Annotated in this window: 23 protein-coding genes and 1 riboswitch; of the genes, 11 read left to right on the top strand and 12 right to left on the bottom strand. The window is 41.9% G+C overall.

All coding sequences use genetic code 11. The features are described 5' to 3' along the window. Positions 1–229 precede the first annotated feature (229 nt). From AC3ISE_RS04100 to AC3ISE_RS04075, 6 genes are all read left to right on the top strand, one after another. Complete coding sequence (locus AC3ISE_RS04100; protein WP_489223141.1) at positions 230–889, top strand: cobalamin B12-binding domain-containing protein; 660 nt, start codon at positions 230–232, stop codon at positions 887–889. Further along, positions 882–1,625 (top strand): STAS domain-containing protein, encoded by a 744-nt coding sequence (locus tag AC3ISE_RS04095; RefSeq protein ID WP_489223140.1) that lies wholly within the window; start codon positions 882–884, stop codon positions 1,623–1,625. The genes AC3ISE_RS04100 and AC3ISE_RS04095 overlap by 8 nt, the downstream gene beginning before the upstream one ends. Before the next feature lie 96 nt (positions 1,626–1,721). Next, on the top strand, positions 1,722–2,093 hold the full coding sequence (locus AC3ISE_RS04090; protein WP_224771152.1) for a DnaJ family domain-containing protein: 372 nt from the start codon (positions 1,722–1,724) through the stop codon (positions 2,091–2,093). 298 nt (positions 2,094–2,391) lie between these two features. Beyond that, on the top strand, positions 2,392–3,516 hold the full coding sequence (locus AC3ISE_RS04085) for an AI-2E family transporter (RefSeq protein WP_489223139.1): 1,125 nt from the start codon (positions 2,392–2,394) through the stop codon (positions 3,514–3,516). A 61-nt stretch (positions 3,517–3,577) separates the two neighbouring features. Next, on the top strand, positions 3,578–4,546 hold the full coding sequence (locus AC3ISE_RS04080; RefSeq protein WP_070876139.1) for a cation diffusion facilitator family transporter: 969 nt from the start codon (positions 3,578–3,580) through the stop codon (positions 4,544–4,546). A gap of 210 nt (positions 4,547–4,756) precedes the next feature. Beyond that, a complete protein-coding gene (locus tag AC3ISE_RS04075; protein ID WP_489223138.1) occupies positions 4,757–5,626 on the top strand; it encodes a DUF6612 family protein in 870 nt (289 codons plus the stop codon). A 64-nt stretch (positions 5,627–5,690) separates the two neighbouring features. Here AC3ISE_RS04075 and chrA read toward each other — a convergent pair whose 3' ends face one another. The 5 genes from chrA to AC3ISE_RS04050 form a co-directional block, all read right to left on the bottom strand. After that, positions 5,691–6,863, bottom strand: coding sequence for a chromate efflux transporter (gene chrA / locus AC3ISE_RS04070; RefSeq protein ID WP_489223137.1), 1,173 nt, complete (start codon positions 6,861–6,863; stop codon positions 5,691–5,693). A 2-nt stretch (positions 6,864–6,865) separates the two neighbouring features. After that, positions 6,866–7,168: a PadR family transcriptional regulator gene (locus AC3ISE_RS04065; protein ID WP_489223136.1), complete on the bottom strand. Its 303-nt coding sequence runs from the start codon at positions 7,166–7,168 to the stop codon at positions 6,866–6,868. Positions 7,169–7,339: 171 nt separating this feature from the next. After that, positions 7,340–7,810: a FixH family protein gene (locus AC3ISE_RS04060; protein WP_489223135.1), complete on the bottom strand. Its 471-nt coding sequence runs from the start codon at positions 7,808–7,810 to the stop codon at positions 7,340–7,342. Between the two features lie 138 nt (positions 7,811–7,948). Beyond that, positions 7,949–9,157 (bottom strand): amidohydrolase, encoded by a 1,209-nt coding sequence (locus tag AC3ISE_RS04055; protein ID WP_489223134.1) that lies wholly within the window; start codon positions 9,155–9,157, stop codon positions 7,949–7,951. Between the two features lie 29 nt (positions 9,158–9,186). Further along, positions 9,187–10,059 carry a LysR family transcriptional regulator gene (locus tag AC3ISE_RS04050; RefSeq protein ID WP_489223133.1) on the bottom strand — a complete coding sequence of 291 codons (873 nt, stop codon included), beginning with the start codon at positions 10,057–10,059 and terminating at the stop codon, positions 9,187–9,189. 120 nt (positions 10,060–10,179) lie between these two features. Here AC3ISE_RS04050 and AC3ISE_RS04045 point away from each other — a divergent pair, with 120 nt between their 5' ends. The 3 genes from AC3ISE_RS04045 to AC3ISE_RS04035 all read left to right on the top strand — a co-directional run bounded on the left by AC3ISE_RS04045 (position 10,180) and on the right by AC3ISE_RS04035 (position 12,433). Next, complete coding sequence (locus tag AC3ISE_RS04045; protein ID WP_263596905.1) at positions 10,180–10,308, top strand: hypothetical protein; 129 nt, start codon at positions 10,180–10,182, stop codon at positions 10,306–10,308. 107 nt (positions 10,309–10,415) lie between these two features. Then, positions 10,416–11,687: a uracil/xanthine transporter gene (locus AC3ISE_RS04040; protein WP_489223132.1), complete on the top strand. Its 1,272-nt coding sequence runs from the start codon at positions 10,416–10,418 to the stop codon at positions 11,685–11,687. Positions 11,688–12,109: 422 nt separating this feature from the next. Continuing rightward, positions 12,110–12,433: an ArsR/SmtB family transcription factor gene (locus tag AC3ISE_RS04035; protein WP_489223131.1), complete on the top strand. Its 324-nt coding sequence runs from the start codon at positions 12,110–12,112 to the stop codon at positions 12,431–12,433. Between the two features lie 76 nt (positions 12,434–12,509). On the opposite strand, the gene AC3ISE_RS04030 is transcribed toward AC3ISE_RS04035, so the two are convergent. Further along, positions 12,510–12,989 (bottom strand): CarD family transcriptional regulator, encoded by a 480-nt coding sequence (locus AC3ISE_RS04030; RefSeq protein WP_489223130.1) that lies wholly within the window; start codon positions 12,987–12,989, stop codon positions 12,510–12,512. 144 nt (positions 12,990–13,133) lie between these two features. Then, a complete protein-coding gene (locus tag AC3ISE_RS04025) occupies positions 13,134–13,946 on the bottom strand; it encodes a YihY/virulence factor BrkB family protein (RefSeq protein ID WP_070876150.1) in 813 nt (270 codons plus the stop codon). A 129-nt stretch (positions 13,947–14,075) separates the two neighbouring features. Between AC3ISE_RS04025 and AC3ISE_RS04020 the strand changes: the two genes are divergently transcribed. After that, on the top strand, positions 14,076–14,726 hold the full coding sequence (locus tag AC3ISE_RS04020) for a phosphatase PAP2 family protein (RefSeq protein WP_489223129.1): 651 nt from the start codon (positions 14,076–14,078) through the stop codon (positions 14,724–14,726). A gap of 37 nt (positions 14,727–14,763) precedes the next feature. Here AC3ISE_RS04020 and AC3ISE_RS04015 read toward each other — a convergent pair whose 3' ends face one another. From AC3ISE_RS04015 to pruA, 3 genes are read right to left on the bottom strand one after another with little or no spacing between them, the layout of a single operon-like run. Beyond that, entirely contained in the window at positions 14,764–16,041 is a 1,278-nt protein-coding gene (locus tag AC3ISE_RS04015; protein ID WP_489223128.1) for a Glu/Leu/Phe/Val family dehydrogenase, read from the bottom strand. Between the two features lie 36 nt (positions 16,042–16,077). Further along, the gene (locus AC3ISE_RS04010) at positions 16,078–17,280 is read right to left on the bottom strand and encodes an ornithine--oxo-acid transaminase (protein WP_489223127.1); all 1,203 of its coding nucleotides are present in this window, start codon (positions 17,278–17,280) and stop codon (positions 16,078–16,080) included. Positions 17,281–17,292: 12 nt separating this feature from the next. Further along, complete coding sequence (gene pruA, locus AC3ISE_RS04005; protein ID WP_489223126.1) at positions 17,293–18,840, bottom strand: L-glutamate gamma-semialdehyde dehydrogenase; 1,548 nt, start codon at positions 18,838–18,840, stop codon at positions 17,293–17,295. 203 nt (positions 18,841–19,043) lie between these two features. Here pruA and AC3ISE_RS04000 point away from each other — a divergent pair, with 203 nt between their 5' ends. Continuing rightward, a complete protein-coding gene (locus AC3ISE_RS04000; protein WP_489223125.1) occupies positions 19,044–20,444 on the top strand; it encodes a sigma-54 interaction domain-containing protein in 1,401 nt (466 codons plus the stop codon). A gap of 29 nt (positions 20,445–20,473) precedes the next feature. Here AC3ISE_RS04000 and AC3ISE_RS03995 read toward each other — a convergent pair whose 3' ends face one another. Both AC3ISE_RS03995 and AC3ISE_RS03990 read right to left on the bottom strand, forming a co-directional pair. After that, entirely contained in the window at positions 20,474–21,511 is a 1,038-nt protein-coding gene (locus AC3ISE_RS03995) for a PTS sugar transporter subunit IIC (protein ID WP_489223124.1), read from the bottom strand. A 221-nt stretch (positions 21,512–21,732) separates the two neighbouring features. After that, positions 21,733–21,836, bottom strand: a riboswitch (purine riboswitch). A 61-nt stretch (positions 21,837–21,897) separates the two neighbouring features. Further along, a complete protein-coding gene (locus AC3ISE_RS03990) occupies positions 21,898–22,776 on the bottom strand; it encodes a LysR family transcriptional regulator (protein WP_489223123.1) in 879 nt (292 codons plus the stop codon). Positions 22,777–22,849 lie beyond the last annotated feature (73 nt).

The raw sequence follows: 22,849 nt of genomic DNA, 5'->3' as shown, positions 1-22,849 counted from the left end.
TTTGATTTTTGTAAAACGTTTTGAAGATACTTAATAGGGGAATAAGTCTATTTTATCGCAACATTCAGCCTATCGTCTAGAAATTGGCCTTGGGAAAAAGATTTTCTGATTTTAATCTATGGGTGTTTCTTCCTCCTATATAATGGTTTACTTATGTTAAAATGATTGTAATCAAATAATAATACAAACTGACAGTATTTTTCAGCTAATAGATTCAGAGGTGACTTATATGGAAAAAGACACAGCAGCTTTTACACGATTGCTTTTAGAAGGCAATCAAAACCGCGCATGGCAGCTGGTTGAAGCAAGGCATGCAGATGGTGCAGAACCTATTACAATCTTTCAGGAGCTGCTGACACCGGCTATGGCACATATAGGGATACTCTGGGAAGAGGATCAAATTTCAGTTGCCGATGAGCACTTAGCAACGACAACTTGTGATTTTGTCCTCTCCAGATACCAGCAGCACATTCTTACAAAACGGGAGCAAACGGAATTCAACAAGAAAGCCATGTTTTTATGCATAGAGGATGAACTTCATCACCTTGGTCTTAAGATGGTTTCTATTCTGTTTGAACTATACGGATATAAAACAAAGCTTTTCGGAGCAAATCTCCCATTAGAATATGCCCTGAAAACAGCTGCTGACTGGCAGCCGGACGTAATCGGCCTTTCTTTTTCCCTGCGAAAGCACGCACACCGCCTGAATCACTACATTCAGGAGCTTGAACAATTAGAACACTCTCCTAAAGTTATCGTTGGAGGCCGGCTTGCCTCAACTATAAATAAAGCTGAGTACTGTTCTGATAAAACGCGGATTTTTCATGCATTGTCTGGTCTTGATGAATGGCTCAGCAATACAGAAGAAAAGGAAAATTCCCATGTTTGACAGCAGAATGCTTCCTCTGCCTTTTTTTAAATTAAATCACGGCTTCCACATAGAGGAACAATCTCTTGCAGCATTAAAATTGTTCGAAGAAACGGATAGCTTTATTGACTTAATTGATGAAGACAGCAGAACAAAAGCAGAAAAAGTTCTGAAATCAGATAAACTAGAGACAGAGCTGGTTCTAAAAACACTCAGCTCTCCTCTCGCCTTATTTAAAGTAAACATCAGCAGGGATGATGATTTTCTTTACCTTCTGTTAACAGAGCAAAACTCGCGAATGGAAGCTCTCGTCCATCAAGTAGAGCTTCACCGCAGAAGGCTGGCAGAAACAGATCTTCAGCTCCTTGCAAAAAAAGAAGAAGCCGAAGATGCGTACATTAGGATCGTTGAACTTTCCAGCCCGTTTATCATGCTGACTAAAAAAGCTGTGCTCATTCCGCTGTTCGGATCGCTGACACAAGATCTGATTTCTAAAAATACAGGCCGATTGTTAAACCTTTTGGCGGATTCAGGAGCCGAACAGGTCTTTATTGATTTTCATGGTGTAGGGGAGATCACTGAAGCTGGAATACAGGACCTTTCAAATCTCATTCAGGAATTCAGCCTGATGGGAGCAGAAGCATTTTTTGCAAGTTTGACGCCCGCACAGGCAAAAGATGTATACAAAATTCATTCAAACATAAATGTCACTTATGTTCAGAATTTGAATACTGCCCTTGAAACCTATCTTTTATGATAGGTTTTTCTTTTTCACAAATTCGACTAAAATCCTTACAGGACTTTCCAGATCCATCAAGAAGTTATCCTTATTAGATCTATTGGAGGGATTTTCTTGAAAAAGAGCAATGATGACTTATCTAACAGAGATTTAATGAGCTCTATTTATAAGGATTATGAAAAAAAGGGCGGTGCTGAAAAATTGCCGGGTATGGGCAAGCCTCTTCCAAAAGGCGCTCTGGAAGGAGATATTTTCACAAAAATCGTCAAAAACGCAAACTACCTGCCTGCATGGATTAAATTGCAGAAAGAGATTAAGCACCGCATAGAAAACCTGATGAAGCTGAGTGATGATGAAAAACGGACAGCAGAAGCGGAACTGATTAATAAAGAAATTATGAAATACAACCGATCTTGTCCCGCAGCCCTGCAAAAAAACTTGATTTCTCTTGGTGAGCTTGAAAAACATTATAAACTTTGGGAATAACAAATAACATAAGAGGGAAAGTTTTGGCTACCTCCAACCGAAATTCATCTCCCCCTTATCGTTGGGCTACGCCCTTCTCACGATTGAAGATGGAGTCTTCTTTCAGGAAGAAGTTCACGATAAAGACAAACTCGCCCATTCAAACAAAAAGCCTTCGCCGCTACACTGAGAAATGGTGCCGGCATGCTATAATGAAAATAATTTTGTTTCACCTCATCTCCTTATGGGAAAAGCTACATATGGCAAATCTACGCAAACTCATGGAAGTGAGAAATACATCAAAGGTGGTGCATGTCATTTGCCGAAGGACCGCATTTTTAAAATTGGATATGGAATTATTATTTTTTTAACGATTATTCTGCTGTCGACTAAAGTAGATTTCATTTTCAGACCGCTTGAAATCATATTCACGACCCTGTTTTTCCCCTTTTTGGTTTCAGGAATCATCTTTTATTTGCTTCGCCCAATCGTACGATTTTTAGGAAGAAAAGGTGTTCCGAATACCATTTCGATCATCATTATTTATTTGCTGGTAATTGGTCTTGGAACTTTGCTTGTGTTCTTGATCGGGCCGGTTATTCAGAAACAATTTCAAGAACTGATCAAAAACTTTCCTCAGATTGTGCAAACCCTTCAGGATAATCTTCTCGCTCTAAGAGAAAATAAATGGTTCGCCCGATTTGAACAGAATGATATTTTGACATTTGAAAAGATGACAGCCTCTGTTACAGACTATTTCCAGTCGAATGTCAGCAATATTGGCAGCCGTGTTTCTAATTTCATTGGAATTCTGACAAGCATTGCAACTATCTTTGTAACGGTGCCGTTTATTGTTTTTTATTTGCTGAAAGATGGTGAATATGCGCCAAAACAGGTTTTGCGCTTTTTGCCCTATACAAAAGCAAACGAAGCCAAGCTTATTTTAAAAGATATGGATCATGCACTAAGCTCGTACATTCAAGGACAGGCACTTGTCAGTCTTGTGGTTGGTGTGATGATGTACATAGGTTATTTAATCATTGGACTAGATTATTCCATCCTCCTTGCCATGTTTGCGATGCTGACGAACGTCATCCCTTTCCTTGGACCGTTTATCGCAGTGATTCCAGCCGTCATCGTCGGCTTCCTGGATTCACCTTTCATGGTCATACAAGTGCTCATCGTCGTTGTGGTTGTTCAGCAAATCGACGGCAATGTTTCCTCGCCGCTGATCATGGGCAAGAGACTTGATATTCACCCATTGACCATCATCCTGCTGCTGATTGTTGCAGGAAGCATGGGAGGATTGCTTGGAATGCTACTTGCCGTTCCGACCTACGCTATATTGAAGGTCATTTGCAGCCATTCTTACAGACTTTACCTTCTCCGGAAAGAACGGCTTGATCCAATCCGGAACACGAATATTGATATTGAAATTGAGTAATTTCTGCTAGTTTGAAGGATAGTAACTATAGAAAAATAATCATGATTTGGCAGGTGGGCATATGACGTTTTTTCAGCTACTTAAAAAAGGGAATAAATCATCAGGCATTGCAGCTCTCGGAAATACGGCATTAACCATTATTAAAGGAATTGCTGCTTTTATTAGCGGCAATGGAACGATGTTCGCCACTACTTTGCATTCAGCGGCCGATGCCATCAACCAGGGTTTTGTGTTTGTCGGAAGCGCTCTTGCTGAAAAAGCTCCGACAAAACGTTTTCCGACAGGATTCGGACGGGTCGTAAATCTCTTCGTCCTGATAGCGGTAATTGTGATTTCCATTATGGCATATGAAACACTCCATAAGGGCTGGGAACTTATTCAGCACCCTAAGGCAACCACAAATATCCTGTTAAATGCAAGCATTCTTGTCATCGCCGTTATTATTGATGGTCTCATTCTAATAAAAGCAATGAAAGAAATTGCCCATGAGACCAGAACGGAAGCTAAAGGATTTGCCATTGCAGCAAATGCATTCAAAAATGTAAGCCTTGCTTCTCCGCCGACAAGACTTGTTTTCTACGAAGACATCATTGCTACATTTGGTGCATTATTAGCTCTTGTATCAATTGTAGTGTCTTATTTCACCGGCTTGTATGTTTTAGATGGTGTAGGTACTCTGCTGATTGGAGTACTGCTGATAGGCATTGCCGTTAAAATTGGGTATGAAAATACCATTGGATTAATCGGAGTTGCTGCACCTAAAGATGTCGAAGACCGGATTGCAGAAATGATTCTCGCTGATCCTGATGTAGAAGACATTAAAAATCTCCGCATTCTACAGGAGGGCCGCAAATATCATGTTGAAAGCTATCTCGAACTAAAACCCGGGTTATCACTTGCCGTAGCAGATGATATCAAAATCCGGGTGAGAGATCACTTATATACCGATCCTGATATTGCCGATGTCACCCTTGGTATTTTTGAGTCAGACGGAGTCAAAACATGGGGATTGAATGAAACAACTGAATAAGAGCTTAGATAAAAGGACCATTAATAAGTGGTCCTTTTATCTTTGTCATTCTCTTATGACGCGTTTCGAATTGGATGATAAAGGGAAAAGTTTAAATGTTTTCCAAATACATTCAGGAGGTAATGGAAAAAAAGTGAAACTTTATAAGGTTTTAATCGTTTAAGAAAGTGTACACCTTGAATCACCAAAATGGAGAGGAGCTCGTTTATTTTGAAAAAAACAGGATGGATTGTCAGTTTATTGTTTGCATTGCTTTTAGCTGGATGCGGTCAAAATACCGCTGCTGATGAAGAAAAAGATAATAAAGGAACTGAAACAGCTGAAACGGAAGCTGAAAGCAAAGAAACAAGTGAAACAGACAAGAAAGCAACTTCTCAGGAAGTATTGGCAGCAGCCAGTGAAAAATCTGCTGAGCTTAAAAATTTTGCCATGGACGGCACACTGAATATGGTCATGAAATCTGGAGAAGAAACGACGGAAACAAATGCTGATATGCAGACGAAAACAAATGTAGATCCGCTCGTCATGCAGCAGACGATGCAAATGAAAGCTGAAGGCCAAACGAATACCATTGATATGTATATGGATGAGGAATTCATTTACATAAAAGATCTGCAGTCAGGCGGTTGGGTGAAAATGAAGCAGGCTGGACCAGGTATGGGCGAAATGATGAATCAGCCAAAAACGATGACTCCTGCTGATCAAATCAAACAGCTGGAGCAAATGGCAGATGATATCCAGATGGAAGAAACCGAAAGTGAATATATCTTAAATGTGAAAGGCAATGGTGAAAAATTGATGAGCCTTACAGGTAGTATGATGGGCTCAGATCCTGCAATGCAGGCAGCACTGGAGCAAATGGACATTGAACAAATTGATTATACGTACACACTGGACAAAGAAACCTATTTTCCTAAATCATTAAACATGGACATCAAAATGTTTATAACTGAAAATGATCAGCAGATCGAAATGCAGCAAACCATCACCTCTCAATTCTCTGAAATGAATGAGCTTGAGAACTTCTCCATTCCTGAAGAAGTTTTAAATGAAGCAGTTGAGGTTGACCCAGCTGCATAAAAAGGAAAAGCGGCATCAGAAAGGGGAGATTTTCTAAATGAAGATCTCCTCTTTTCATATCCTCTTAGCTGATGTACTGCAAAATCATTCCACCAAGTGCTGCTGCCAATACCACAAGCCAAGGCGGCAGCTTCCAATAGACAAGAAGGGCAAAGGCTATTAGAGCGAGGGCAAAGTCACCGGTTGTTTGTATGGCACTAGTCCATACTGGATTGTATAGGGCTGCAAGCAGAATGCCGACAACTGCTGCATTCACTCCCATTAATGCTGCTTGGACGCTGCTTTTTTCTCTTAGCGTATTCCAAAACGGGAGCATGGCAACTACAAGCAGAAACGATGGTAAAAACATGGCTGCTGTCGCAACAATTGCGCCTGAGAAACCATTCATTGATGCACCAAGATAACTTGCAAAAGTAAACAGCGGTCCCGGAACTGCCTGTGCAGCCCCATAACCGGCAAGGAAAATTTCTTCGCTTATCCATCCCTGCGGCACGACTTCCCGTTCAATCATCGGAAGCACAACATGTCCGCCGCCAAATACGATGGAACCAACCCGGTAAAAAGTATCAAACATAGCTGTCCAAATCGAAGGAAACACTTGCCTGATTACTGGAAGAAGAATCAGCAGTCCAAAGAATAAGATCCAGGCAAGTATACCTGTTTTCTTGTTAATGGATAAATTCAGTTTTTCTGCTTTTGGAACCTCTTTATTTTTATACATCCAATAGCCTGCAGCACCTGCAATTAATATAATGGCGATTTGCCCAAGTGCGGTTGGAAAGAAAAGAGCGGAGACAGCTGCAATGACCGCAATTGTAATTCTTGGCCTGTCTGGAGTGAGATTCTTTCCCATACCTAAAATGGCCTGCGCAACTACTGCCACGGCAACAATCTTCAGACCATTGATCCAGCCTGCATCTTCTGCTTGAAAGCCTGTTACAAAATAAGCAAATAAGATGAGGGCAATGACAGATGGCATCGTAAAGCCAAACCATGATAAAAATCCTCCTACCATGCCGCCCCGGACTATTCCAATCGAAATTCCGACCTGACTGCTCGCCGGACCCGGAAGGAACTGACACAAAGCCACTAAATCAGCATAGCTCCGTTCGTCAAGCCACTTCCGCTTCTTTACATATTCATCTCTGAAATACCCCAAATGTGCAATCGGACCTCCAAATGAGGTCAGCCCAAGCTTCGTAGACACAAGCAGGATTTCAATCCACGTTTTAAGCATTTTTACAATTCCTCCTTTAATACTTCTCTGGCAAGCTCTCTCAGCATCGCTTTTGATTTTTCCAATGCATCCTCCCCTTCTTTTGTAATGCTGTAGTACTTGCGGATCCGGCCATTTTCTTTTTTATCTTCCCTAGTAAGAAACCCTGCCTTCTCAAGGTTGTGCAGGTATGGGTAAAGAGTCCCCGGTCCAATTTCATAGCCGTGGCTGCGCAATTCCTCAATCATGAATGAACCGTAAATCGGCTCAATTTTTGCATGATACAGAATGTGAATTTTAATAGCTCCCAGAATGAATTCACGCATTTATAAGATGCGCCTCCTTAATATCGGATTTCGATATTGCTTTTCAATATTGTAACAAATAATTATTAATTCTATGTAAAGATTTAATGAAAATTGTGAGGCTGCCCTTGGTAAGCCTTCTTTTCATCTTTTAAGAAAACAAAAAAAGATCAGGGGATAAACCCTGACCTGTTAGTGATGACTGTGGTCATCTCCTGCATTTTCTGTCTTTTCATGTTCATCTGCTTTTCCAGATTCTTCTTCCGAAACTTTTCCTACCGTGAATTCTTTTTTAGGCATAACGTGAAGGTCACGGGCAGTCACATGAGTCTGAACAAAATACGCTCCATCTTCACTGAATGTTTTTTTGATTTCATAGATGCCTTTGCCTTTATGTACCGCCTTGATCATTTCACTGTCTTCTTTGCTCTCTGCTTTCCATATTTCAAATTGTACGTCAGATGCATCATCTACAGCTTCATCGCCTTGTGTTACTTCGACAGAGAGCGTTTCCTCTTTATTTTTGCTGATTTCAGCTGGCAGTCTTATATCTGCGTTTACCATTAATGACCCTTCAGCTGTGTTATCGCCGGAGTCTGCTGCGCAGGCAGTGATAGACAGAACACATGCCAGTAAAAATAAAGCTGATAGTATACGTTTCATTACATAATCCCTCTCCTATTAAGAAGCAAGTCTATACACGATACCTATTGTAACCGCTTTACCCATTAACAGTCAAAAAGCTCCAGGCAATCACAACTTCACTATTACGTTATAAACCTGAGCCTTAAAAATATGTCTTTATGCTTCAAATACGATATTGCCTTTAAATAAAACAGCTTTTCGTTTTGACCTTCTGGCTACAGCTTCTGCTGAACAGGCTGCTTCTGCAAGGACAAAGCTTGCCTCATCTCCAACCTTAGGCCATACTTGTTTCCCTTCTTTTGAGAGCGGTGTAATTCCTTTTGTGATATAGCCAAGCGCCTGACTTAAGCTGCGCTCGTCCTTCCAGCGATTTAATTGAGCAAGTGTATTTGCCTTCTCAAGCATATCTCCTGTGCCAAATGGATCCCAGTGGTCTGTAATACTGTCTGTGCCCAAATACACATCCACCCCTTGTGACTTCATTAATGAAAGCGGCATTTGAAAATCAAGCGGAGCAGTTGACGCTATATTGACTCCTGCTTCTGAAAATCTGACTGCAAGCTCCCGCGCTTCCCCTTCAGCTAAAGCAGCAAGTCCAAAACCGTGGCTGATCGTTATTTGTTTAGTAAGTTTTGCCTCTTCAATCATACTGACTAAGCGCTTCATTGTGTAAATTCCCAAGTGGCCTCTGTCATGCAGATGAAGATCGATTCCGGCATCAAATTCTTTGGCAATGTCCACCATTGCAGACAATGATTTTTCTATATCTTCATCAACGGTTGCAGGATCAACTCCCCCAACTAGATTAGCGCCATTTCTCATCGCTTCTTTCACAAGCTGCACACTGCCGCTTCGAAGCAAGCCGTGCTGAGGGAATGCGACAATCTCACCTTCCAGCTTATCTTTATAGGTATGAAATGCCTGATGAAGAAATTCAAGATGCTGTAATCCGATTACTTGATCAACGTTGCAATGTGATCTGACAAATGTCGTTCCATTCATGAGCTCAAGCTGCAAAATTCTTTCTGCCCGCTCTTTAACAAACGGAAGCTGCTGAAGCAGCAGTGTCTGCTCTTCCTCGATGCGGGAAAAGATATTTTTGGCTTTAACTGGCGCCTTCCACCTTCCTCCATAATAGGTTTTATCGAGATGAATATGCATTTCTGAAAACGACGGTAAAGCTAGTGCCTCTTTTGCATCATAGATCTCACATTCACCCTCTATCCCTTTTCCAGCTGGCGCTATTTCTTTAATCCTTCCATCTTCTACGCATAAATCAAAAACCATTGTTTCTGTTTCGATATGATTTTCGTCAAATTTATAACCCGTTTCTAAAACAACGTTTCTCACCCATAGTTTCTTCATATCTTTACCCCTCCGTATGTATACCCTTATTACCCTTCGTGTACAAGTTCAATGAAGTTTTGAGCTGTTTTTGGCAAATAGTGATTTTTAAGACAAATCACCCCTGATTCCCCGAGTTTTTCTGTGTCTTCAACTAGATAAACATTTAAATCTTTCAGTGAATTTAGTTTCACAACTGTTTCCGGCACAATCGTAGAGCCAAAACTCGAGGAAACCAAATCAAAGAGAATAGAAATATCAGAGCACTCACACATAATGTCTGGAGTAAGTCCTCTGCTCGAAAATGCAGAAGAAATTTTGTTATATAAACCAAGACCTTCTGTACTTGGGATAATCAGCGGAACTCCAGTAAGATCTTCAAACGAAACAGAAGATGACATCGTATGAGCTGAATCCGCAGTGACAAAATAAAAAGGCTCCGGTTTAAGCGAAATCACATCAAAATCATCAACTTCAAGCGGCAATCTCACTATTGCAAGATCTATGACTCTTTCTTTAAGAAGCTTGCAAAGCTGAGCGGATTCATTTTGCTGAATTTTATATGATACATCAGGATACCTTTTCTGAAACGTCCTCAAAAATCTCGGCAAGTCATAGCTGGATAACGTATTTACGCCGATTGAAAGCTTTCCTGTTTTACCTGTTCCAGTTTCTTTGACTTCGAGCATAGCTTCTTCCATGGCATCTGTTATTTTCAGCGCATGCTGATACAGCTTATGTCCAGCATCCGTCAGCTCAAGTGATTTCCCCTTTCTTTCCGCCAATTGTAAACCAAGCTCTGTTTCCATTGCTTTCAGCTGCTGGCTTAGCGGCGGCTGTGCCATTCTTAAACGATTGGCCGCCGCCGTTATTTGGCCTTCTTCCGCAATGGCGATAAAATACTTCATTTGCCTGATATCCATATGTAACCTGCCTTCTTCGTATACTAAAATGATATAGTTTATTCATTATATAAATATTTTTCATATATTTAACTGTATGATAGCATAATAGGAAACGAAAAAAAATGGAGAGAAAAACCATTGCTGCATAGATCATTATTATTTACTGTTATCCTTTTTATCATCATGCTTCTTGTGGTCTTTGGCTTTCATGAGGAGGAGCTCAAAGTAGACAGCGAGCCGCTCACAGACGGGGAATTAGTTGGTTAACTAAAAATGGTTTATTATAATCATAGAGCAAGCAAAAAGACTCGTCTTTAAGATTCCAATCTTATTCTCATTCTGTTCTTAGATATAAAAGAAAAAGGGGAAAGAATATGACACTATCAAAATTAACAACGCCGCTTGCCTCCATTCAGTGGCTCTTCTTTATTTTTGCCAATACGATTGTTGTTCCTATCTCAGTAGGAGCTGCATTTGAACTTACCCCGGATCAAATTGCCATAACCCTCAGAAGCTCTCTGATCTTCACAGGTCTCGCATGCTTTCTTCAAGGGTGGATTGGCCACAAATACCCATTAATGGAGGGTCACTCAGGGATTATTTGGGGGCTGATTTTAAATCTCGGCATGTCAGCCTCTGTACTCGGGATGAGCTTTTCCCAAATTGGCGGAGGAATTGCTACAGGCATACTGCTTGCCGGAATGACAACGATTATTCTGGCTGCGTTCAACCTCACTTCTGCGGTGCAGAAGATTTTCACACCTATGGTTGCCAGTGTGTATCTTTTTCTGCTGGCTTTTCAATTAATATTGACCTTCTTCAAAGGAATGCTGAAAATAGAACCGGACGGGACACTAAATGCTGCTGTAAGTTTATTTTCAATTGCCCTTGTTTTTTTCGTCAGCTTTTTAAAAATAAAAGGGAATGCTTTTCTTGGCAATTTCTCTATACTGCTTGGAATTGTTGTTGGGTGGATTCTCTATCTGATATTATTTCCTTCGGAAGAATCCATACACGCCGTTACCGGGCAGGGCTCCATCTTCTTTCCGCTTGGAAAACCGAATCTTGAATGGGGAATTATCCTGATAGCCTTTCTTGGGGGCATGATGAACCTCAGCAATACAATTGCCTCCGTTCAGGCAGCCGCAAAGCTTTATAAGGATGTTCCAGACTCTGCTTCATACAGAAGATCGTTTTTTTTAACTGGTTCTTATTCCGTAGGTGCCTCCCTGCTTGGCCTTGTTTCATATGCACCCTTTACATCGACGATCGGATTTTTAGAAAGCACTCAACTATTCAAACGCAAACCCTTTTTCATTGGCGGGGCTCTTATTACCCTTCTTGGCATATTCCCGCCGCTCGTAGCCATTCTCATTACACTTCCAATAACAGTCGGAAACGCTGTCCTTTTCGTTGCGTATCTGCAGCTTTTCGGCACAGCACTAAAAAGCATTCAAGGAACAAGCTTTGACTCAAAAACCATTTTCCGGATTGCAGCACCGCTACTGCTCGGCGTAAGCATCATGAACACAGATCCCGCAGTCTTCCAGAATCTATCTGTCTATATTTCACCTCTCCTATCAAACGGTCTGATGATGGGAATTCTGCTGTCTATTTTGTTAGAGGCATTTGTGAAGTGGGATTAACGAAAAGCGGAATCGACTGTTCAGACCCGACAGACAGAACAAATTCCCCCGAAAAGTCCGGGTTTGACTTTTTGGGGGAATTTGTTCTGGCCGAGGAGTTGGGCGGTGGAGCTGGACAATGTGTTAAACAGACCTACCTGTTCAGACTCGGGCAGACAGATAAGAATTCACCCGAAAAGTCCGGGTCCTGCCTTTCCTGAGGGAATTTGTTCTGGCCGAGGGGCTTGGAGATGGAGCTGGATAGTAAAGAAAAGCGGAAGCAGCTGTTAACCTTACATACAGTCCATACCCAACACAAAAACCATTTATCTTCATGATAAACGGTTTTTATTTTCCAATAGACTCTATTTAATCAACTTCTATTGATAAAATATTGTCAAACTGTTTCAGAGCGAATATACTTTAATCCTTGATGAAAGGTGATGAATATGGAACAAACATTTAAAAATGAACCCTTTGCTCTCTATGAAAAAAAATTCAAAGCCCTGGCTGATCAGAAACGGCTGGAAATTCTTCATCTCATTTGCCGGCATCAGACAGTGTGTGTAGGCGATTTGAGTGAAATGATCAATATGCCTCAATCTAAGTTATCCTACCATCTTAAGATTTTATTGGATGCAGAGTTGATTTTAAAAGAAACCAAAGGCACCTGGAGTTATTATTCTTTTAATAAAAGGGAAATGAATCAGCTTCTTTCTGAAGAATTATGCGGACTGTTCACATCAAGGTGCTCAGAGGAAAAGTGATGCTCAGGAATTACTTTTTATCATTTTTTCTGTTTTAAAGCAAAAAAAAAATAGCTTTCACTATTTTGGGCAGAGCTTAAGATATTTTCTTGGTCATCAGCATTTCATTAGCCTGATTTTCCGTACAGCCTTTGATTAAAACAAGTTCACTGACAAAGATGTTCTTTGCATTGTTCAGCATTTGTTTTTCACTTGTATTTAGGGCTTTTTCAATGCTTTTTCGCATGAGGTCTCTTACTACTTCAGCCCCCTGCTGGATTTCACCTGATTTTATTTTATCCATATTGGTTTTATATCGTTCTTTCCAAGGCAGCAGCTCATCTGATTCTCCGTCATGAAAAACAACTAATACTTCTTCCAGTTTTATTTGATTTTCTACAGGACGAATTCCGAGCTTACTAAGTTTTTGCAGAGGGATCATAATCTGCATATTCCCGATGGACAGCTGTATCACAAAGTAATCCTGTTTCTTACCTTGAATCTCCATCTCTTTTACAGATTCTATGATTCCTGCTCCGTGCATTGGGTACATAATTTTGTCGCCTATTTTGAACAAAAAAACACCTCCATATGGTATCTATTTACAGTATACCACATGAAGGTAAATATATCAAATTTTTAATTTTAACATCATTTATTATTTAATGTCAATAGTTAATTTGTTTTTTTGTTTCTACGGCTGTCGTCCCTGCAGCACGGCTTAAACACATTTCTTTCCGTTCCTCTCACAAACCTTAATGGCATTGATTTCTCCGCCGATCAAAATGGCAAATCCGGATAAATAAAGCCAGGTTATAAGAACGATGACACCGCCAAGACTGCCGTATGTAGCATTAAAATTTCCAAACTGAGAAACATAGAATGCAAACCCAAGCGATACGAGCTGCCATAAGATGGTTGCGATGATTGCTCCGAAGTAGACACCTTTTAAAGTCATCTCTTCATTCGGTGCCAAATAATACAAAACCATCAGCACGGCACACATCATCAGAAAAGAGATTAAAAATCTCATCACATTTAAAATAATTTCATTGTCACTAACAAATGAAAAATAATTTCCAACAAATCCGATAATGGCACTTCCAAACACAGGCAGTACAAGTGTAAGGGCAAACGTAATGACAAGACCGATTGTCATAATGACTGCGTGAAGACGAATTTTCCAGAATGGACGTGTCTCTTCCACAATAAATGCTTTATTTAACGACCTGATAAGGGCATTTGTTGCATTAGACGCTGACCAGATTGTTGCCAAAATACCAAATGACAGCAATCCTCCGTTAGGTTCATTAATCAACCCTTCTAAATGGTCAGAAAGCATTCCCCCTGCTTCTGCAGGTGCATATTGGTTTATAATATCAACCATCCTGCTTGTTTCAATATTAAAGTAAGGAAGCAGTGCGACCAAGAAAATAAGAAGCGGAAATAAGGATAGTAAAAAGAAATGGGACAGCACCGCTGCCTGATCTCCTGTTTCATGCAGCTGAATTCGTTTAATAAGTTCTTTAATCAACCTGAGACACCTCCAATTGTAATATTCTTTTTCCTTAAATCACATTCTTAAAACCTGAAACCATCATGAATGTTTGCCGAATGATCAAAAGTGGTATTTTGTTAAATAAATACGGTAAGGAGTTTTGCAATGAAGAATGATGCACAAGAAAGAATGTCAAAGACATTTATTATGTATTCCATCCTCCTTATTGGAGCTTTCAGTTTTATTTTCATAGAATTTGCAGATGAAGTCATTGAGATGGAACTTAAATCATTTGATAACCCAATCATCCAATACATACATGGATTGCGCACCCCTATGCTTGGTCAAATCATGGCAGGCATTACTTCCCTGGGATCAGTAACCGGCATCATGATCGGCATGTCCATCGCACTCATTGTACTTTTCATCAACCGGCAATGGTGGGAAGGGCTGTTTTTAATTGTGGCAGTATCCGGTTCATCTCTTTTAAATTATTATCTGAAATGGATGTTTAAGCGGGACCGTCCCACATTTAACCCTCTTATTACAGAAGACGGATTTAGCTTCCCAAGCGGACATTCGATGGTTTCCTTCTCATTTATTGGTATTCTCGCCTATTTAATAACTTTAATGGTCAAAAAGAAGAGTCTTAAGGTATTGATTATGGCATCTTTCTTTTTCATTGTTTTTTTAATCGGCTTCAGCAGAATCTATCTTGGCGTGCATTACCCAAGTGATGTCATTGCGGGGTTTGCTGCAGGAGGCGCGTGGCTCGTCATTTGTATTGTGGCATTGAAGTTTAAAGCAAAAATATAGAAGAGCCCGGAGAATTGTCTCCTGGGCTCTTTTCACTTTAAATCCATCCGCGGAAACGGGAAGCTTCCGCCATTTTCCGGCTTCCGATCATATATGCCGCAAGCCTCATATCTACATTATGGACAAGTGCGGTTTGAAATGTATTCTCGAAAGAATCAACCATCACTTTTTGAAGTCTTTCCGCTACTTCTTCTTCTGACCAATAATACCCCTGATTATTTTGGACCCATTCGAAGTATGATACTGTCACACCGCCGGCACTTGCCAGCACATCCGGCACGAGAAGTACACCACGCTCCGTCAAGATTCTAGTGGCTTCGATCGTTGTCGGTCCATTTGCAGCCTCGACCACGATAGACGCTTTGATTTGATGCGCATTTTCAGCTGTAATTTGATTGGAAATGGCAGCCGGTACAAGGATGTCGCAATCAAGTGCAAGCAGTTCTTTGTTTGTAATGGTATTCGTAAAAAGTGTTGTTACTGTTCCAAAGCTGTCGCGGCGGTCCAGCAGATAGTCAATATCCAAACCCTCTGCATCGTAGAGTGCACCGTATGCATCTGAGATGCCGATTACTTTTGCACCTGCGTCATGCATGAATTTGGCCAGGAAGCTTCCTGCGTTTCCGAAGCCCTGAATGACTACGCGGGCACCTGCAAGGCTTATGCCTTTTTTCTTAGCTGCTTCTTCTATGCAGATGGTCACGCCGCGGGCTGTTGCTGTTTCTCTTCCGTGTGAACCGCCAAGGACGAGCGGTTTGCCTGTAATAAAGCCCGGTGAATCAAACTCGCGCAGCCTGCTGTATTCATCCATCATCCACGCCATGATTTGAGAGTTTGTAAACACATCCGGGGCAGGGATATCTTTAGTGGGACCTACAATTTGGCTGACTGCCCGGACATATCCGCGGCTCAGTCTTTCCAGCTCTTTAAGTGACATTTCTCTCGGATCGCAGATGATTCCGCCTTTTCCCCCGCCATACGGCAGATTCACAATGCCGCATTTTAAGCTCATCCAAATGGACAGTGCTTTTACCTCATCTTCGCTTACTTCGGGATGAAAGCGCACTCCTCCCTTAGTCGGTCCGACGGCATCGTTGTGCTGTGAGCGGTACCCCGTAAAGACTTTTACCGAGCCATCGTCCATCTGAATCGGAATACGAACTGTAAGCATTCTGACAGGTTCCTTCAGAAGCTCAAAAAATTCTTCTGAGTAGCCTAATTTGTTCAAGGCCTCTTTAATAATCGTCTGCGTCGACTGAAATAAATTTAAGCTTTCTTTTTCTTTATCTGCCTGTACGTCCTTAATAATCCCCATGATTCCACCCCATTGATATGAATAGTATTTATTTAGTTATTCTGATAACACGCGCGTAATCTTTTCGATTGCCCACTCAAGATCTTCTTCTGAAATTACAAGCGGCGGTGCAAAGCGAATCACTGTCTCATGTGTTTCTTTGCAGAGCAGCCCTTCATCCTTCAGTTTTTCACAGTAAGGACGGGCTGGTACAGTAAGCTCTACCCCAATAAACAAGCCTCTTCCGCGCACTTCTTTGATTAAAGGATTGTTGATTTCCGCAAGCTTTTCTTTAAAGTAAGCACCGAGTTTAAGCGAGCGCTCTGAAAGTTTTTCTTCTTCCAGAACCTGAAGGGCTGCAACAGAAACAGCACATGCAAGCGGATTGCCTCCGAATGTTGAACCGTGTGACCCCGGGTTGAATACACCGAGAATGTCTTTGTTTGCAGCAACGCAGGAAATCGGGAAAACACCGCCTCCAAGAGCTTTGCCTAAAATGTACATATCAGGCTTCACATCTTCCCAGTCACAGGCAAATGTTTTTCCTGACCTGCCCAGCCCTGACTGAATTTCGTCAGCGATAAAAATGGCGTTGTTTTCTTTGCACAATTGAGCTGCCTGCTTCATGAATCCCTGTGGAGGAATGACGATGCCTGCTTCTCCCTGGATCGGCTCGATTAAAAAGGCTGCTGTACTTGGTGTAATGGCTGCTTCCAATGCCGCTAGATCACCATAAGGAATCAGCTTAATTCCAGGGAGCATCGGACCAAAACCGCGCTTGTATTCTTCTTCTGAGGAAAGTGACACAGCTGACATGGTGCGGCCGTGAAAGTTTCCGATGCACGCAATGATTTCAGCGCTGTTTTCAGGAACGCCCTTCACATCATAAGCCCATCTTCGTGCAGCTTTGATGGCTGTTTCCACCGCTTCTGCTCCCGTGTTCATCGGGAGCACCATCTCTTTTTCTGTTAATGCAGCAACAGCCTCGTAGAATGGTCCAAGCTGATCGTTATGAAATGCGCGTGATGTGAGCGTAATTTTATCTGCCTGATCCTTAAGAGCCTGAATGATTTTCGGATGTCTGTGCCCTTGATTGACAGCTGAATAAGCACTAAGCATATCCATATACCGGTTGCCTTCAGGATCTCTCACCCAAACACCTTCAGCCTCCGAAATCACAATTGGAAGCGGGTGATAGTTGTTTGCACCGTATTGGGATGTTTGCTGAATGAGTTCTTGAGATTTTGTCAAAGTTGTCATAAATGTTCCTCCTTAAAATGTCTCTGAAGTTGTTTTTGCCTGCATATGAAGCAGCAAATAGTCAGGTCCGCCCGCTTTAGAATCTGTGCCTGACATGTTAAATCCGCCAAACGGCTGATAGCCGACAATGGCTCCTGTACACCCTCTGTTAAAATATAAGTTTCCAACATGAAACTCTTCTTTAGCACGTTCAATGTGATCTCGATTGTTTGAGATAAGCGCACCTGTTAATCCATAATCTGTGTTGTTGGCAATCTCAAGAATGTGGTTAAAATCCTTTGCCTTGCAGAAGGCCACGACCGGTCCAAAAATCTCTTCTTGCATAAGGCGGTCTTTTTCGCCTATATCTGCAAAAATAGTAGGCTGGATGAAGAAGCCGTCTGTATCGTCTCCCTCCCCTCCTGTCATAAGTCTCCCTTCTTCTTTACCGATTTCTATATAACTCATAATCTTTTTGAATGCACTCTGATCGATAACCGGCCCCATATAAGAGCCCGCATCCTCAGGATTTCCGACTGTCAGCTCTTTTGTAAGTGCTACTGCCTTTTCAAGAACTTCATCGTATACATCCTGATGTACAACCGCACGAGATCCTGCCGAACACTTCTGCCCTGAAAAGCCAAAAGCAGAGGCAACAATGGCAGATGCAGCCAAGTCCAAATCCGCGTCTTTATCAACGGCAACAGTATCTTTGCCGCCCATTTCAGCGATGACCCGCTTCAGCCATTTTTGTCCGCTGTGAACTTTTGCGGCACGTTCATAAATTCTGCAGCCAACTTCACGCGAACCTGTAAACGAAATAAATCGTGTTTTCGGGTGATCAACCAAGTAATCTCCTACTTCAGCACCGCTTCCCGGAATGTAATTCAGGACACCTGCTGGAAGTCCGGCTTCTAAAAGAAGCTCCGCAAATTTCGCTGCCACAACAGGCGTTGAGTTAGCAGGTTTTAAAAGGATCGTGTTTCCCGCAACAATAGCCGCTGCTGCCGTTCCCGCCATGATGGCAAGCGGAAAATTAAAGGGGGAAATAACGATTCCTACTCCAAGTGGAATATAGCTGAACGAGTTCTGCTCTCCTCCTCTGCTTTGCACAGGAACACCGTCCTTCAGCTTCAGCATTTGACGTGCATAATACTCAAGAAAATCAATGGCTTCTGCCGTATCTGCATCTGCTTCATTCCAAGGCTTCCCTGCTTCTTTTATAAGGTAAGCTGAAAATTCATGCTTTCTGCGGCGAAGAATGGCCGCTGCACGTATCAGGATGGCTGCACGCGCTTCGGGTTTTCTAAGTTTCCATGTTTCAAAAGCTTCCAGCGCCTGCTCCATGGCTTTTTCGGCTAATTCCTTTGTCGCTTTGGAAACGACTCCAACCACTTCTGCTTTGTAGGCCGGATTAACAGACGTTATTTTTTCTGATGTCGTGATTCGCTCTCCCCCGATGATAAGAGGATACTCCTTATTCAGATGAGAGTTCACGAATTCCAGCGCTTCTTTTATTGCCTGAATGTTTTCATTTTTACTGAAATCTGTAAACGGTTCATGTTTGTATGTGACGGTCATGGCCATTCCTCCTGAGTTTGATTCTTCAATTAAGATAGAATGCAAGTTCCGTGCCAACCTGTTATCACAGCAGTCAATGGGTTCTTAGTGCAAAATAATATGGCAGTGCCGAATTTTTTTGCGCCAAAAACGCAAAATTATTTTGCCTGCAATGCCTATCAGAGGATAGAATGGAAGAAAAGTACGATAAAGGGGGTTTAACTATGAATCTGAAAAAAGAAAATCTGCATTTGTTTATGAAATCCATTATTGATGAAATTGATGTGGGTCTTCATGTTATTGATAAGAAAGGACACACCATTCTCTACAATAAAAAAATGATGCAGATTGAATCAATGGACAGCCGGGATGTCATGAACAAAAATCTCCTGGACGTTTTCATGTTTTCTAAAGACGGAGACAGCACGCTCGTGCAGGCCCTTCAGAACGGCACCGAAACGAAGAATATTAAACAAACCTATTTCAACAACAAAGGAAAAGAAATCACGACCGTCAACAACACTTTTCCAATCATGGATGGCGATGAAATCATCGGCGCTGTTGAAATTGCAAAAGATATTACAAAGATCGAGAGGCTGATAAAGGACAATATTAAAAGAAAGGGAGGGACACGGTATACCTTTGAAAGTATTATTGGGGAAGGTCCTGCTATAAAAGAAGTCATTGAAAGTGCCAAGCGTGCGACACGCACAGCGTCATCTGTCCTGATTGTCGGGGAAACCGGTACAGGAAAAGAGCTTTTTGCACAAAGCATCCATAACGGAAGCAGCCGTTCAGCGGCTCCTTTTATCTCTCAGAACTGTGCGGCACTGCCAGACAGTCTGATTGAGAGTTTATTGTTCGGCACCAAAAAAGGAGCTTTTTCAGGAGCGATTGATCATCCCGGTTTGTTTGAACAAGCAGAGGGAGGCACGCTGCTGCTTGATGAAATCAACTCATTGAATCCCCATCTGCAGTCCAAGCTGCTGAGGGCTTTGCAGGAGAGAACAATCAGGCGGATTGGAGATACGAAAGATACGCCAATTGATGTAAGAATCATAGCGACAATCAATGAAGATCCGATTGAAGCGATAACGAATGAACGCATGAGAAAGGATCTATACTACCGCCTGAGTGTCGTGACTGTTTTTGTTCCTCCGCTGAGAGACAGAACTGAAGATATTCCTCTTCTTATCAGGCAATTTATCCGAAAATATAATGAGCTTTTTCAAATGGATGTAAAGCGTGCTGATCAGGAGGTCATGGATAATCTTCTTTTTTACGAATGGCCGGGCAACGTGCGAGAGCTTCAGCACACGATTGAAGGAGCGATGAATTTCATTGCAGATGAGGAAACGATCCGACTTAACCATCTGCCTCTGCATTTCCGCTCAAAATCAAAGACGCGGACAACTGCTTTCTCCCAAGTACAGGTTTATGAAGAAACAAGTGAGTCCCTGAAGCTGAAAGAACACTTGGACCGTTCAGAAGCTAACTATATTAAAGCCTTGCTGAAAAAGAACGGATCTAACATCTCAAAAGCGGCAGAAGAAGCAGGCTTAAGCCGGCAGAGCCTGCAGTATAGAATGAAAAAGCTTCATATTGAAGCAAAAAAAAGCTTCTGAGGAAAGATGTCCCCAGAAGCTTATTTTCGTTATGCTGCTTCTTTAAGATCGCTGCTTTTACGAATATCAGAAACTGTTTTGATCTTATAATTTTTAAACACAATCGATCCAAGCAGGCCGAAAACCCCACCGGCAAGAGCACAGAGCGCGGCTGTTATCGTAACGGTTAATGGGTCATTAAATCCGTACATGACAGCTAAACCTGCGATTGGAGTTGCCGTTCCGGTTGCGTTGTTTACAAGTCCGAATAAGGAGACAACTACACCGGCTGCAGCTCCGCCGAAAAAGTTCGTCACATACACCGGAATCGGATTTGCCGTAATAATGTCTGCTTGAGTCAGAGGCTCAATCGCTACGGCAATCGTTGTTCGTCTGTCGCCGAATTTCAGACGGCTGAAGAGAACATAGTTCATGAAGGAAGAACCGAATACAGCCAAAGCACCAATCGCCATAGGCAGTCCAGTTAACCCAAGCATGGCTGTAAGAGCCATGGAGCTTAATGGCGCTGTAGCTACAACTGTAATCACTCCGCCAAGGATAATTCCCATTAGAATCGGGTTGCTGTTGGCTGTTTCAGTAATAATGCCGCCAATGTTCAGAAGCGTAGCATCCACAACTGGAGTTAGGGCGTTTCCTATTAACCTCACAAGTGGTGCCGCCACGATAATTGTCACCAGCAAATCAAGTCCTGCAGGCGTTTTTTTCTCAATCAGTTTTACCAGGAACGCAACAAGATAGCCTGCAAAAAAGCCAGGAAGCAAGCCCAGTCCGGCACATGATACGCCAAGCATCAGGGCATAAACCGGGGATACACCGAGTGCAAGTGCCACAAGAGCAGCAGCCGCTACTCCCCCCATGCTTCCTGCAGCATCGCCAACTTCTCCAAGAAATTCAACCTTTAGAAGATCTCCTCCAACATATCGCTGAAAGGCTTCAACAAGAAAGGCAGCAACGGCTGCGTTTGCGAGCGCCCCCATCGCTTTCATGCCCTTTGGAGCTTTATAGCTGAATAATGAAAATAATCCAAGTACTAGTAATAATAGCGCTGTTCCTTTTACCAATTCCATCTGTCTCTCTCCTCTGGCTGTTAAGAATGTAAACATCAGCTGGCATTCATTCTTTTATAATCATCAAAAAGCTCTTATTCTTTCACACCTTCAGCCGCAAGACAGAAGGTATGAAAGAATAAGAGCCTGCATGCGGAATCACTGTTCAATACGTTTTTCAAAGATTAGCCTCACAGGATAATCAAAGATTAGCATATCACACAATTCACATCTTCTCATCTTTGTTGTTCATACCTTCTTGTAGTCTGGCATTTTAGCGGCTGCCAGGTAGAAACGATCAGACCATCTTGACTGAAATTATACAAGAATATAAAAGTTTAAATAATAGTAAGAAGTATATAGGAATTGGTTCCACCAGACAATAGATATTGAAAAGTTCGGAATAATCAATTTCTGTTTGATTGGAGTTCCATTATAATTTTCTGAAGATACGGATTATCCTTATTTTCAACTTTATAAGCAGCATAAATCGTATTATCCACTGTGAGCTTCGAAAACATGACTTTTGTTTTATTCGCTTTTACCGATTCTGCAATCAAATACTCTGGGAGGATACTGACTCCCATGCCAATTTCAATGGCTTCAAGAATGGTTCTCAAATCCGGGAAAATATAATGCGGCTGGATTTCCGGACGTTTGCCGAAGTGTACTCTGAAAAACCTTCTGACAATCGGAAGCTCAAGGCCATAGCTCAGCCATTTTTGCTGATTCATCCACTCCTCTGTATCTTGTACATCTTCTTCACTTGCGGAAAAATGACCAGGAACCGTCAAGACAAATGTTTCATCCTCAATTTTTACATACTCAATCCCTGCCATTTGAACCTTCTGTGTGGTTAGAATCACGTCGGCGTCATCTTTTTGCAGAGCATTAAGGAGCACACCGGCTACATCAAATACTGCGGACATTCTTATCTCTAAATGAGCAAGCTTTGACAACGCTCCTTTTGTAAAATATTCGGATGGCGAGCCTATGCGGATTAGAGGAACAGCAGAATCAGCGCCAGAAGCATATCGGATATCAAGCGTCATTTTTTCCAGGTTTTCAATCAGCGGCACGATTTTCGTATAGAGCTCTTTTCCTTTTTCAGTGGGAATCATTTTACGCGGTGCCCGCACAAATAGCGGTTCTCCTACTTCAGCTTCTAAAGCAGCTAAATGCTGGCTCATTGCCGGCTGGGTGAGGATGCGTGCTTTGGCAGCTGCTGATACAGAGCGGTGCTGATATATGCTGATAAAACTGCGGTACCATTCGAAATCAATCATGCGCAAAGAGTCCTTTCATTTTATCTATAAAAATTTTTATCATTCCTAGCAAAATTTATACTTTTATTATATC

It is taken from the genome of Metabacillus sp. KH_069, from assembly GCF_057838075.1.
Note: the sequence above shows the minus strand (reverse complement) of the source record. Positions and strands in the feature narration are given on the sequence as shown.

Bases quoted from the DNA above. Each gene is read 5' to 3' on its own strand.
- AC3ISE_RS04100 (WP_489223141.1), top strand. From the start codon at position 230: ATGGAAAAAGACACAGCAGCTTTTACACGATTGCTTTTAGAAGGCAAT.
- AC3ISE_RS04095 (WP_489223140.1), top strand. From the start codon at position 882: ATGTTTGACAGCAGAATGCTTCCTCTGCCTTTTTTTAAATTAAATCAC.
- AC3ISE_RS04080 (WP_070876139.1), top strand. From the start codon at position 3,578: ATGACGTTTTTTCAGCTACTTAAAAAAGGGAATAAATCATCAGGCATT.
- chrA (WP_489223137.1), bottom strand. From the start codon at position 6,863: ATGCTTAAAACGTGGATTGAAATCCTGCTTGTGTCTACGAAGCTTGGG.
- AC3ISE_RS04065 (WP_489223136.1), bottom strand. From the start codon at position 7,168: ATGCGTGAATTCATTCTGGGAGCTATTAAAATTCACATTCTGTATCAT.
- AC3ISE_RS04060 (WP_489223135.1), bottom strand. From the start codon at position 7,810: ATGAAACGTATACTATCAGCTTTATTTTTACTGGCATGTGTTCTGTCT.
- AC3ISE_RS04055 (WP_489223134.1), bottom strand. From the start codon at position 9,157: ATGAAGAAACTATGGGTGAGAAACGTTGTTTTAGAAACGGGTTATAAA.
- AC3ISE_RS04050 (WP_489223133.1), bottom strand. From the start codon at position 10,059: ATGGATATCAGGCAAATGAAGTATTTTATCGCCATTGCGGAAGAAGGC.
- AC3ISE_RS04040 (WP_489223132.1), top strand. From the start codon at position 10,416: ATGACACTATCAAAATTAACAACGCCGCTTGCCTCCATTCAGTGGCTC.
- AC3ISE_RS04035 (WP_489223131.1), top strand. From the start codon at position 12,110: ATGAATATGGAACAAACATTTAAAAATGAACCCTTTGCTCTCTATGAA.
- AC3ISE_RS04020 (WP_489223129.1), top strand. From the start codon at position 14,076: ATGAAGAATGATGCACAAGAAAGAATGTCAAAGACATTTATTATGTAT.
- AC3ISE_RS04015 (WP_489223128.1), bottom strand. From the start codon at position 16,041: ATGGGGATTATTAAGGACGTACAGGCAGATAAAGAAAAAGAAAGCTTA.
- AC3ISE_RS04010 (WP_489223127.1), bottom strand. From the start codon at position 17,280: ATGACAACTTTGACAAAATCTCAAGAACTCATTCAGCAAACATCCCAA.
- pruA (WP_489223126.1), bottom strand. From the start codon at position 18,840: ATGACCGTCACATACAAACATGAACCGTTTACAGATTTCAGTAAAAAT.
- AC3ISE_RS04000 (WP_489223125.1), top strand. From the start codon at position 19,044: ATGAATCTGAAAAAAGAAAATCTGCATTTGTTTATGAAATCCATTATT.
- AC3ISE_RS03995 (WP_489223124.1), bottom strand. From the start codon at position 21,511: ATGGAATTGGTAAAAGGAACAGCGCTATTATTACTAGTACTTGGATTA.
- AC3ISE_RS03990 (WP_489223123.1), bottom strand. From the start codon at position 22,776: ATGATTGATTTCGAATGGTACCGCAGTTTTATCAGCATATATCAGCAC.